Source organism: Marinobacter sp. S6332 (genome assembly GCF_023016045.1).
GTDB lineage: Bacteria > Pseudomonadota > Gammaproteobacteria > Pseudomonadales > Oleiphilaceae > Marinobacter.
In genome coordinates this window covers 1-11,844 of the sequence record NZ_JALKAP010000013.1, presented here as the reverse complement: position 1 = coordinate 11,844, position 11,844 = coordinate 1, and the positions used below count along the sequence as shown (strand labels likewise).

13 protein-coding genes are annotated in these 11,844 nt (G+C 51.7%); 5 read left to right on the top strand and 8 right to left on the bottom strand.

Annotated features, from left to right (window positions below; genetic code table 11):
• The first annotated feature begins 49 nt into the window (after positions 1-49).
• Complete coding sequence (locus MWU62_RS16150; protein WP_247115853.1) at positions 50-718, top strand: transglutaminase-like domain-containing protein; 669 nt, start codon at positions 50-52, stop codon at positions 716-718.
• A 123-nt stretch (positions 719-841) separates the two neighbouring features.
• Here the strand turns inward: MWU62_RS16150 and ahpF are convergent, their stop codons facing one another.
• Positions 842-2,407, bottom strand: a complete 1,566-nt coding sequence (gene ahpF, locus MWU62_RS16145; RefSeq protein WP_247115852.1) for an alkyl hydroperoxide reductase subunit F — start codon at positions 2,405-2,407, stop codon at positions 842-844.
• 306 nt (positions 2,408-2,713) lie between these two features.
• Here ahpF and MWU62_RS16140 point away from each other — a divergent pair, with 306 nt between their 5' ends.
• A complete protein-coding gene (locus MWU62_RS16140) occupies positions 2,714-3,445 on the top strand; it encodes a DUF3581 domain-containing protein (RefSeq protein WP_247115851.1) in 732 nt (243 codons plus the stop codon).
• Positions 3,446-3,553: 108 nt separating this feature from the next.
• Here the strand turns inward: MWU62_RS16140 and ahpC are convergent, their stop codons facing one another.
• The 4 genes from ahpC to MWU62_RS16120 form a co-directional block, all read right to left on the bottom strand.
• Positions 3,554-4,117, bottom strand: a complete 564-nt coding sequence (gene ahpC / locus MWU62_RS16135; protein WP_247115850.1) for an alkyl hydroperoxide reductase subunit C — start codon at positions 4,115-4,117, stop codon at positions 3,554-3,556.
• Positions 4,118-4,261: 144 nt separating this feature from the next.
• Positions 4,262-5,566 carry a TRAP transporter large permease gene (locus MWU62_RS16130; RefSeq protein ID WP_247115849.1) on the bottom strand — a complete coding sequence of 435 codons (1,305 nt, stop codon included), beginning with the start codon at positions 5,564-5,566 and terminating at the stop codon, positions 4,262-4,264.
• The gene (locus MWU62_RS16125; protein ID WP_247115848.1) at positions 5,556-6,050 is read right to left on the bottom strand and encodes a TRAP transporter small permease; all 495 of its coding nucleotides are present in this window, start codon (positions 6,048-6,050) and stop codon (positions 5,556-5,558) included. Before MWU62_RS16125 ends, MWU62_RS16130 begins: the two co-directional genes overlap by 11 nt.
• A complete protein-coding gene (locus MWU62_RS16120) occupies positions 6,050-7,060 on the bottom strand; it encodes a DctP family TRAP transporter solute-binding subunit (protein ID WP_247115847.1) in 1,011 nt (336 codons plus the stop codon). Before MWU62_RS16120 ends, MWU62_RS16125 begins: the two co-directional genes overlap by 1 nt.
• Before the next feature lie 239 nt (positions 7,061-7,299).
• Here MWU62_RS16120 and MWU62_RS16115 point away from each other — a divergent pair, with 239 nt between their 5' ends.
• Both MWU62_RS16115 and MWU62_RS16110 read left to right on the top strand, forming a co-directional pair.
• Positions 7,300-8,466: an AI-2E family transporter gene (locus tag MWU62_RS16115; protein ID WP_247115846.1), complete on the top strand. Its 1,167-nt coding sequence runs from the start codon at positions 7,300-7,302 to the stop codon at positions 8,464-8,466.
• A 14-nt stretch (positions 8,467-8,480) separates the two neighbouring features.
• Complete coding sequence (locus MWU62_RS16110; protein ID WP_247115845.1) at positions 8,481-8,936, top strand: MgtC/SapB family protein; 456 nt, start codon at positions 8,481-8,483, stop codon at positions 8,934-8,936.
• 64 nt (positions 8,937-9,000) lie between these two features.
• Here MWU62_RS16110 and MWU62_RS16105 read toward each other — a convergent pair whose 3' ends face one another.
• Both MWU62_RS16105 and MWU62_RS16100 read right to left on the bottom strand, forming a co-directional pair.
• Positions 9,001-9,921 (bottom strand): lipid A biosynthesis acyltransferase, encoded by a 921-nt coding sequence (locus MWU62_RS16105; RefSeq protein WP_247115844.1) that lies wholly within the window; start codon positions 9,919-9,921, stop codon positions 9,001-9,003.
• 93 nt (positions 9,922-10,014) lie between these two features.
• Positions 10,015-10,266, bottom strand: coding sequence for a TIGR03643 family protein (locus MWU62_RS16100; protein ID WP_281494951.1), 252 nt, complete (start codon positions 10,264-10,266; stop codon positions 10,015-10,017).
• 108 nt (positions 10,267-10,374) lie between these two features.
• Between MWU62_RS16100 and MWU62_RS16095 the strand changes: the two genes are divergently transcribed.
• A complete protein-coding gene (locus MWU62_RS16095; RefSeq protein ID WP_247115843.1) occupies positions 10,375-10,908 on the top strand; it encodes a shikimate kinase in 534 nt (177 codons plus the stop codon).
• Between the two features lie 322 nt (positions 10,909-11,230).
• On the opposite strand, the gene MWU62_RS16090 is transcribed toward MWU62_RS16095, so the two are convergent.
• The coding region (locus MWU62_RS16090; protein WP_247113765.1) for a DDE-type integrase/transposase/recombinase at positions 11,231-11,844 on the bottom strand (614 nt) is incomplete at its 5' end.

Sequence of the window (11,844 nt, the reverse complement as noted above, 5' to 3'; positions counted from 1 at the left end):
TCAGAGATGATCAGGGGTCTGTTCCCCCCTAACTGGATAGACAACAAAAATGGAACGCTACCTCCAGCCCACAGAGTATTTCGACTACAACCAGCCCGAACTGAAAGACTGGATTGCCAGCCAATTGGAAGGCGTACCGGATGACGAGGTAGAGCAGGCTAAAGCCCTCTATTTAGCAGTTCGGGACAGCGTGAGCTACAACCCCTACGTTTTCCGCCCCGAACCCAAAACCTTCAGCGCCAGCTACGCACTAAAAACCGGTGAAAGCTACTGCATTCCTAAGGCAGTATTGCTCGGCGCCGCAGCAAGGGCTATCGGCATTCCCAGCCGCTTGGGCCTCGCTGATGTGCGTAATCATCTATCAAGCCCCAAGCTTATTGAGTGGCTGCGCTCAGATATTTTTCGTATGCACGGGTTTATCGAACTGTACCTAAACGGCCACTGGGTAAAGGCTACCCCTGCGTTCAACAAACAGCTTTGTGAGTTGATGAAGGTAGAACCGCTGGAGTTTGACGGGGTGAACGACTCGGTGTTTCAGGAATACACAGAATCCGGCAAAGCACACATGGAGTATGTGAACGATCATGGTGTTTTCGACGACGTTCCCCATGATTTCATTTTATCTGGAATAAAAGCCGCTTACGGGCACCTGTTTCCGGATGGAAAAGCGCCAGACGCGATCGAAGGCAGTCTGGTACAGGATATTTCCGGGAGCTGAAGCGCAAAACGGCACTCGCCTGCGTGACGAATGCCGTTTTCAGTGCTTCCCAGCATGCCCAAAACACTGCCGGAGCGTTCGCCCCGGCTCATGTTTGTTTTGCCAGCTTCCTCTATTCCATTTTTATTCCACAGAATTGCGAATCAAGAAATCAAACGCACTCAGTGCAGCTTTCGAGCCTTCGCCCATAGAGATCACAATCTGTTTGAACGGCACTGTGGTAGCGTCGCCAGCCGCAAACACACCCGGAATAGAGGTTTCGTTGCGGTCGTTGATGATGATTTCACCATGCTGGCTCAGTTCAATATCACCTTTCAGCCATTCGGTGTTCGGCACTAAACCAATCTGCACGAATACACCTTCCAGTTCCACGTGATGATTTTCACCCGTGTTGCGATCTGTATATTTCAGGCCACTCACCCTGCCATTCTCACCAACCACTTCGGTAGTCTGGCCAGAGGTAATAATGTCCACATTATTCAGGCTGCGCAGTTTTTTCTGCAACACGTCGTCTGCGCGCATTTCAGCGCCAAACTCAATCAGCGTTACATGGCGCACAATACCGGCAAGATCAATCGCCGCTTCCACACCGGAGTTACCACCACCTATCACAGCAACATGCTTGCCCTTAAACAATGGGCCGTCACAGTGCGGACAGTAGGCAACGCCTTTGTTGCGGTATTCCGCCTCACCGGGAACACCCAGCGGGCGCCAGCGAGCACCGGTAGAGAGTACGAGGGTGCGTGCTTTGAGTGACGCGCCATTAGCAAGACGTATCTCATGGGGCATGCCGGGCTTCGACGCCGGAATCAGCTTCTCGGCCAACTGCATGTTCATGATATCCACGTCGTACTCTTTAACGTGCTGCTCCATGGCCGCCACCAGCTTCGGGCCTTCGGTGTAAGGCACAGAAATCAGGTTCTCGATACTCATGGTGTCCGCAACCTGACCACCAAAACGCTCTGCGGCAATGCCTGTCGAAATACCCTTACGAGCGGCATAAATAGAGGCGGCTGCGCCAGCCGGGCCACCACCAATCACCAGCACTTCAAAGGTGTCTTTCTGGTTAATCTTCTCGGCTTCCTTCTCGTCAGATTTGGTATCCAGCTTGGACGCAATCTCTTCCAGAGTCATACGTCCTTGACCCCAAGGCTCACCATTCAGGTAAACACTGGGCACAGACATAACCTCGCGCTTTTCCACTTCGTCCTGAAACAAGGCACCGTCAATAGACGTGTGGCGAATATTCGGGTTCAGTACGCTCATCAGGTTCAGAGCCTGCACCACATCCGGACAGTTCTGACACGACAGCGAAAAGTAGGTTTCGAACTCGAACTCACCATCCAACTGCTGAATCTGCTCAATGACATCCTGAGACGCCTTGGATGGATGACCTCCCACCTGCAACAAGGCCAAAACCAGTGAAGTAAACTCGTGGCCCATGGGAATGCCCGCAAAGCGAACACCCATGTCGCTGCCCACGCGGTTTATCGCGAAGGAAGGACGGCGCACATCATTCGACTCTTCTGTGCGCAAGCTGATCTTCTCAGACATTGGCTCGATTTCTTCGAGAAGCTCTCGCAACTCTTGAGACTTAGCGCCATCGTCGTAGGCTGCCACTAACTCAATCGGCTGCTGCAGTTTTTCCATGTAGGCTTTCAGTTGCTGCTTAATATTGGCATCCAACATGTACGGATTCTCCTTTGTCGATTCTTAAAGCGATCGCTTGAGTGATTGAATTCACACCTCAAACGATCTTTGTTTGGGATATGATTTAAAGATACGCACTCGCAACTAAATGCTCAAATTAATTGATGCAAACGAATTGATAGCCGAATGCTATTGATTGCATGACAATAACAACATTAAAAACGCATTCAAAAAAGCACCTGATCCTGTGAATGTACAAATAGCGCATACCCATACACGCCAGACCTCGGTACCATGTTGCAAGACGCAGTGTCGTCACCCTTTTGCATTCAGGATAGGTAGCAAATGTTTCTAGACCGTTTTTATTCGATTCAAGACGGACGCGTATATATTTCCGCCCCTCAGGCCAGCCAATTTGCCAAGGAAGTAGCCGGAGATTTCAACCCGATTCACGATCCCGATGCCCGCCGCTTCTGTGTTCCCGGGGACCTACTTTTTGCCGTAGTGGTTTCTCGCTTCGGCCTTTCCCGGCAGATGACCTTCCAGTTCCGCGCCCTGCTTGGAGACGGGGTTCCTTTGGAGTTCCGCGAAAACGGTGAAGAGTCCATTCAAGTTTGCGACCAGAACGACAAGGTGTACCTGGAAGTCACACGCAGTGGCGACATAACCCGGGATGAAACAGTGATTGAAGAGTTTACCCGTTGTTATGTAGCGGCTTCTGGCAAGAACTTCCCGCACACCTTGATACCACTGATGGAATCAAAGGGCGTGATGTTCAATCCCGATCGGCCCATGGTGATGTACGAGAGCATGAGCCTGACTCTGGATAATCTGGATGCATCATCACCTGAGCTGGAACTTCACAAGGCTGAGCTGGAAGACAGTGGCAAACGCGGTAATGTCACCCTTGAGTACCGGCTCAACTCCAATGGCCAAGCTGTGGGTGAAGTATCCAAACGCCTTGTTCTGGGCGGACTCCGACCCTATTGCCCAGAGGCCATGGCGGGCGTGGTTGAAGAATTCTATCGACTGAAGGCTCGCGGATCCCAGTACGGTGTCGATACGGTCGAGCCCTAACCGTATTCGTTAGCCGCAAACACACAAAACCCCGGGAACTCCGGGGTTTTGTTTTAGTAGCAAGCTCTTAGCGAGCCTGCACTACCTGCTTTCCGTTTTGTAAAAAGCTTAGATCTTGCCAACAAGATCTAGAGACGGAGCCAATGTCGCTTCGCCTTCTTTCCACTTAGCCGGGCACACTTCACCTGGGTGGTTGCGCACGTACTGGGCAGCTTTCACTTTGCGCATCAGATCGTCTGCATCACGGCCAATACCTTCTGCAGTGATTTCCATTGCCTGAATGATTCCATCAGGATCGATCAGGAAGGTAGCGCGGTCTGCAAGGCCTTGACCTTCGCGCATCACACCAAAGTTGTTGGTGATGCTGCCATTCTGGTCGCCAACCATGAAGTAGTTGATCTTACCAATGGTCTCGGAGCTATCGTGCCATGCTTTGTGGGTAAAGTGCGTGTCGGTAGACACGGAAAATACTTCAACACCCATCTTCTGCAGCTCTTCGTAGTTGTCTGCTACGTCGCCCAATTCTGTTGGGCAAACAAAGGTGAAGTCTGCTGGGTAGAAGAAAAAGATCGCCCACTTGCCTTTAACATCGGCTTCGGAAATTTCTACAAACTCGCCCTGTTTGAAGGCGGTTGCGTTAAATGGTTTGATTTCGCTGTTGATCACGCCCATGAGTATGACTCCTGTTGGTTCGTTTGCGTGTTAATGAATCTACGATCGCAATATTAAGCAAAGGGGCAGCTTTAGTAAAATTGATTATATTTAAGATAGCAATAGGGCTTACCTATTCCCTATCATTACCTTGTTATTGCGCTTCTACCAAGGCCCAACAACATAACCAAGCTGCTCCGGAAGCCAGAGGGCAATTCCGGGCATCAGCATCACCAAAAGCAAGCTGACGCTCATAGCGGCAATAAAGACCAACGCCCAGCCAATGGTATGTTCCAGGCGAATATTCGCAATACGTGTTGTAACCATCAGGTTAACCGCTACGGGTGGTGTGAATTGCCCAATGGCGATGTTCATTGCCAGCAAAATACCGAACCACACAGGGTTCCAGCCAAAATGGTTCATCAACGGTAATACAATAGGGATGAGTATCAGGTAAATCGACACCGCATCCAGTAGCATGCCAGCAATCAACACCAGCACCATCACCAAGCCCAATAACACCCAACCGTTTTCTGAGAGAGACAGCAGTCCATCCGCCAGATGTTGGAAGGTACCCAGCGTTGTTCCCGCCCAGGCGAAAATACCCGCCAGCGCAATGATCAACATAACCACACCGGATGTGACCGCCGCGTCGGTCATCAGATCAAACAAGCTGCGTAAGCTCAGGTTTCGGTATACCACGCAGCCTACAAGTACACCGTAAGCCACGGCGACCACTGCGGCTTCGGTGGGGGTAAATAGCCCGGAGCGCAAACCGCCTAGAATGATGACCGGTGCAAACAACGCGGGCAACGCCGCCTTGAAACTGGGCCAGAAAGGCGGGCGCTCCGAGGTTTCGGGGTTCTCCCAACCAAACTTGCGGGCGAGGTACAGCGCCGGTACCAGCAGCGACAACCCGGCCAGAATGCCCGGAAACAAGCCTGCAGCAAACAGCGCCCGTAAATCCACACCCGGCACCACAATAGAATAGAGAATCAATGCAATGGATGGGGGAATCAGTATGGCAGTGGAGGATGAAGCCGCAATCAGCGCGGCAGAAAATGGCTGCGGGTAGCCCGCCTTGCGCATACTGGGCAGCATCACCATAGCTACGGCTGCCGCATCTGCAGGCCCTGAACCGCTCATTCCGCCCATGATAAGGCACACGAGAACTGCAACAACCGTTAGGCTGCCATGACGAGGGCCGATAATGGCCTGAGCAAAGCGCACCAAACTGGCCGCCACACCTGCCCGCTCAAAAATAAGCCCGGTGAGGATGAACAGAGGTATCGCAATCAGCGGGTACTTAGACACACTGTTGTAGGTGTTGGTGCCAAACGTCGCGAGCATGTCGGGTGACAAGCCAGCGACGATTCCCACCAACCCACCAAACCCCAGCGCGATGGCGACGGGAACACCCAGCAGTAATGCCACCAAAAAGCTACCGATCATCAACAGATCAGGATTCATGGATGACCTCCGCGTCTTTCTTGCCCCGCATGCGGTCGATGAAGTTCTGGGTCATCCGGAAAATAATGGCAGCTGACATCAGCGGCAACCAGATTACATATATCCAGTTGGGCAACCCCAACCCGGGCGATAAGGACTCCCAGTCGTATTCTTGCATCGCAAAAATAGCGCCATACCAAGTCGTGACCCCCATAACCGACACGCCCACCAGCCACTGCACCACAAACAATACCTTCAACGCAGCGGGTGGCAGGTAATGCTCAATCAGCTCAATTCGGATGTGCTGATTATTGCGAGCAGCCACAGCGGCCCCAGCAAACGTAAGCATTACCAGTAGAAACACCGAGAACTCTTCAGTGAACGCAAAGGAGGCATCGGTGGTGTAGCGGACAATCACGTTGCCCAAGCTGATCACACAGATTGCGATCAGCGCCAACGATGCCAACCAGGCTTCCGGCCGGAACTTCGGGGGTCGTGAGGACATTACTGCTTACGGTTAGCGACAGCAGACTGGGCCTGTTTCACCAGGTCTTCACCAATGCGCGGTGTCCACTTTTCATAAACCGGACGAGTCGCCTTCACGAACGCATCGTGCTGTGCCTGAGTCAACTCCGTTACGGTTACTCCACGATCTTTGATGGCCTGAAGCGTGTCTGCAAGCTCGGCACGGGATTTTTCAATTTCCCATTTGCCAGCGTCGATTGCCGCCTGTTTCAGCAGCGCCTGATCTTCCGCATTGAACTGGCCCCAAACACGGTTGCTTACCGCAAATACCAGCGGGTCGGCCATGTAGTGCCAAAGTGTGAGGTGTTCCTGTCCAACCTGATCAATACGCGCTACGTCAAAAACCGAAAGCGGATTTTCCTGACCATCAACCGCTCCGGTGGTCAGTGCCGGCTTAGCGTCTGCCCAGCTCATTTGCGTGGGGTTAGCGCCCAACTCGGAGAAGGTGTCCTGAAACAAAGGCGAGCCTACAACTCGAATTTTCAAGCCCTCAAGATCCGCTGGCTCGCTGATAGCCAACTTGGAGTTGGACAGCTCACGAAAGCCATTTTCACCCCAAGCCAACGGCGTTACACCGCGCTTTTCAATCGCTTTGAACACTGCCTTGCCAGCATCACCTTGAGTAATGGCATCAATCGCAGCGTTATCCGGCATCAGGAACGGCAAGGAGAACAGGTTCAACTCAGGCACCTGAGGCGACCAGTTGATGGTCGAACCTACGGCCATATCAATCAACCCGGAGCGCATGGCAGAAAACTCTTTGGTTTGGTCTCCGGAAACCAGCTGGGAGTTGCTGTAGATTTTCATGTTGATGCGCCCTTCTGAGCGTTCCTTCACTAACTCAACCCATTTATCGGCAGCCTGTCCCCAAGGAAATGCAGACGGCAAAACCGTAGAAACTGTGTATTCATCTTTGTATTGGGCGTTCGCAGCGGAGCTGAGCAACAAAGTCGCCGCAGCAACAGCGATTAAAGAGCGGGTTTTCAACATGTTGTTTTCCTTTTTTATTGGCATGGCAAAGCTCGGGGATAGATGCCGAGCACATCACGGTAGTGAGGGATTATAGGAGCGGGTGTTGCCGCGACGCAAAAGAAAAGCACTTGAGTAGAGCCCGGCACCTCGTAATAAAAGTTGGCGCGTCATTACAACTCTGTTGTTTTTGCTCGCGCACCGCCAGAGCGGTCTACAATTGACGGGATATAGACCTGATAACTACCACAGTGGAAACCATGGCAAGCAACGAACAAAGTGAGCTCGGCCCAAATAATGCCGCTAACAACCGCAACCCCGAACAAGCGCTGATTGAAGCCGTAAGTGTTCGCAGCACGTCGATGGTTATCCTCGCCAGCATAGCCACCATCTATTTTATCAATTGGGCTCAGGCGGTGCTCCTTCCGCTAATGGTCGCAGTTTTAATCAGCTACGCCCTCGATCCACTAGTCTCAGCACTTGACCGGCTGAGGCTCCCCAGAGCCCTAAGCGCTGCCGTCGTCATGATCACACTGCTTGGAGCGATAGCCGCAACCAGCATCCCCCTACAACGTGAAGCCATGGCTATGCTGGACAAGATCCCTGTCGCGATCAATGAATTTCAGCGCAATGAAGCTAAAGCTCCGGACCAAGAGCAGGGACTGATGGAAAAAGCTCAGGTGGCCGCTAAAAAAATCGAGGAATCCGCAGCTAAGGGGCAAAGTGACAAGCACCCAGCACATGAAGGCGTGACGCCGGTGCGCATAGTAGATAAACCGATGGATATTCAGCAATACGTGTTGAAAGGCTCGCCGGCGGCACTGGTACTTATCTCGCAGTTTTTTTCCGTGTTACTTCTGGTGTATTTCATACTGGCAGTAGGGTCGCTGTATAAACGCAAGATTGTAAAGCTTTCAGGCCCATCGTTCGGGCGCATGCGTAAAGCTGCCCGGATTATGGTCGACTTTCACCGCCAGGTGCGGCGGTTTCTTTTTGTAATGCTGCTTGGTGCCCTGTTCGTGGGGCTGGTTACCTGGATTGCATTTCTAGCCCTCGGCGTGGAGCAGGCGATGCTTTGGGGCGTGGTTGCCGGTATCGCCAGTGCGATACCCTACCTCGGCCCGTTTTTGGTGTTGGTCGGTACCGGCATTGCAGCATTTCTCCAGTTTGGTGAAATGGATATGACCATTATCGTAGCTGGCACCTCATTGGCCATCACCAGTGTTCAGGGCTATCTCTTGACGCCTTGGCTTACCAGCCAGATATCCAGCCTGAACGCCGTAGCGATCTTTATCGGCCTGCTTTTTTGGGGCTGGCTCTGGGGGCCGATAGGGCTAATCATAGCCACGCCTATCCTCATGATTATAAAGTCTTTATGCGACCACATTGTAAACCTGCGCCCCGTGGGTGAGCTGTTGGGCAAATAAGCGAGAGGTACGCCATGTTCGATACAGAAATCCCTGTGCTGGATATGTTCATCCGGCTTCTTGCGGCAGCTGGCCTAGCCCTTGTTTTAGGGCTGGAGAGAGAGTTTAGAGGCAAGGCAGCGGGCTTGCGCTCTCACATGCTTGTATCGCTCGGGGCTTCTGCTTTTATCATCATGGGCATGCACATTCTGTTTGCTACAGCAGAAGGCGATCCCTCAGCGAGCATTGATCCAACTCGTATTGTAGAAGGGGTTATCGGCGGGATCGGATTTCTCGGGGCTGGCAGCATTATACAAAGCCGTGGCAGCGTTCAGGGTATAACCACGGGGGCATCGATCTGGATGGCAGGCGCCATTGGCGTGGCCTGTGGTCTGGGAATCTTTGCCCTAGCAGGCATGGTGACCTTAATGGCGTTAATCATTATGTCGGTGCTCGGCCGCTTCCAGCATGAGGTCATCAATGGCGACTGAAACCCGCTTGCCAGGGTTGCTTAGTTAGCTCTTCACGCTTTTCCGCACAAGGAAGCCCACCTGCTCAGTAGACTTTACACCCTCCTTCGGGGCGGGATTTGAACCGCTTGTGCAACCACAAATACTGATCAGGCTGTTCGCGAATTGAGTCTTCAATATACCGATTCCAAACCTCGGTATCCTTAACTTTATCAGCCCCAAAACCAGCCTGTATCGGAGAGAAAACAACACGGTAGCCGCCATCTGGCATCCGTAGATGGCTCACACAAATAACCGATGCGCCGGAGACTTTAGCAATGTAACTTGAAGAGGTAATACAGCCTGCTTCCACACCAAAAAACGGCACAAACAGTTCCGTTTTACCACCGAAATCCTGATCACAGGCAAACCAAACTTCGCCCCCTTTCTTCAAAAAAGTCACCATTGGCCGTAATTCGCGCTTAGTAAACGGCCGGATACCAAAGTGGCGGCGGCGGCCGTTTTCAATCATTCGGTCAATAACCGGATTGTTATTAGGCCGATAAACATATCCGGGTTTTTTCAAGTGGCAGGCAACCAGCGGTAACGCAAAGTCAAAAATACTGTAGTGGCCGCCTATCAAAAGCACACCTTTACCTATGCTTTGAGCTTCTCGAAGATGCTCCAACCCCTGCACCTCGGCCACCTCACAATAGGGCGATATATCACGCCACCATGCATGAGCGCTTTCCAGAAACCCGCGGGTGCAGGCAATAAAGTTGTCTTGCACAAGCTTTTTGCGTGCTTCTTTATCTAGCTCAGGAAAGCAGAGTTCGAGGTTTCGATCAGCCACTCGCGCACGGGATTTGAGCTTGCGACTCAAAAAACGACCTAATCGAGCACCTAGCCGCTGCTTGGATGACATGGGTAAAAAAGAAAGGAGATATAGTAAAAATACAATTACCCATGATGGCCACAAACGTGGGTGCCAAAGGGGCGTTTTTTTATACTTGGATGATCTGGCCATACTTCCGTGTCCGCAAAAATTTTGCGATGAGCCTGACACATTTTCAAGCCATGGTGTAGTTGATACTACGAATAATTATAAAAGTAAGGTGATTTAACGAGATCGGTGCTTGTACTGTGTTGAACAATGACTGCGCCCAACCTTGGGATCTCTCAATTTCAGGTGTTTTGTTGAACGCCCCGATACCCGCTCACGCCACAGCTTAAAACTCCCGGGCTTGAGCGACCGTCGCATAAACCGTATTACGTCCGTCTCCGACATGCCATAAAGCCGGAAAATTGCTTCAAATGGGGTTCGATCTTCCCAAGCCATTTCAATGACCCGAGACTCGTCAGCGGGGCTCATCGTGCGCTATCCTCTCTTTACGATTACCCTCAACATTACGGAGCAGGTGTGGTTTTGTATCATCACAAACCTTTCGACGCCCTTCGGATGAATAAGTAGGCTGTAACTATGTCGTCACCGCGAAACAATGTTGTACTAATCGGTATGCCAGGTTCAGGCAAAAGCACTTTGGGTGTTTTGCTAGCCAAAGCTGGTGCCCTGGACTTCGTAGATACAGACTTGCTAATTCAATCCCACTCAGGCCAAACCTTACAGTCTATTGTTGATGGTGAGGGTTATGAGGCTCTGCGCCGTATTGAAGAACAGGTCTTGTGCAATTTAAACGTAACAGGCCACGTGATTGCTACCGGCGGGAGTGCCGTTTACAGCGACCGCGCAATGCAGCACCTTAAGCAAAACAGCATCATCGTATTCTTGGATATTTCTCTCACAACGGTGCGACAGCGTATTGGCGACTTCAGCCTAAGAGGCATATCCAAACGTCCAGAGCAGACACTGGAAGACTTGTTTACCGAACGCCACGGACTATATACCCGCTACGCCGATGTGGTCGTTAACGGCGAGCACAAAAGCCAAAATCAGGTGTGTGAAGAAATCCTAAAAGCCGCCATGACTACTGAAATCGGGGCCTTGGCTTTTTAGTGTGACCGGGGGTCTCCACCAACCGCCATAGTGGCTTATGACCGAGTACCTGCCCTTAGTTGCTTTCCCGTTGAGGGCCTGGCTTGAAAAGCTTAAACCAAGCGATTAAGCCCGCGATCGACGCCAATCCAAGAAAAACAAAGAACTCTTCAGTGTTAAAGTCGCCAACTTTGTACATTAGCCCCAGAAAAACCAAAAGAAATGTCCCAATGGTACCGATAAGCCTTAAACTCATATTCTATTCCTCGAAATTTTAGATTCACCCGACTAGGGCCTCCAATGGAAGCGGCGATTTTCAACCCAGTTGTCCAAATAGCTGCACCTAAGCAGCTAATCTATTAAGCTCAACCTCCTGCAATTTGCCAGGATTGAGCGATACCGGACCGGTGACTTCCCAGTTCCGGGTATTGCCAGACCAGCGCTGTGGATTCCTGCGCTTTGCTCTTTCATAAACCATTTTCCGATGCGCCAGGCGCTGGTGATCAACGCCACGATGCCGATCTGCCGGTGTTACGAAGTTGATACCACTGTGCAGATGTCTTTCGTTGTAGGCGCACTCGAACGCCAGCATCCATTCACGCACAGCCGTGAGCGATTTAAAGCCTTTTGAGGGCCACTCCGGGCAGTATTTGACCGTGCGGAACAACGATTCCGAGTATGGATTATCGTTGCTCACTCTCGGACGACTGTGCGACATCAGCATGCCCAGATCGGCCAGCCGGGCCTTGAGCGTATAAGACGTCATTGGCGCTCCATTATCGGCATGCAACACCGGCGGGTTGTGCCAGCAGCTCTCGCGCAGCAATGCACGCTCGACCAGTTTCCTGGCTAGTTCACCGGATTCCATTTCATGGATTTCCCAAGCAACGATCTTGCGACTGTATATGTCCATAATCAGGTACAGGTACCAATGCTGGCCACGCACAGCGGACGGAC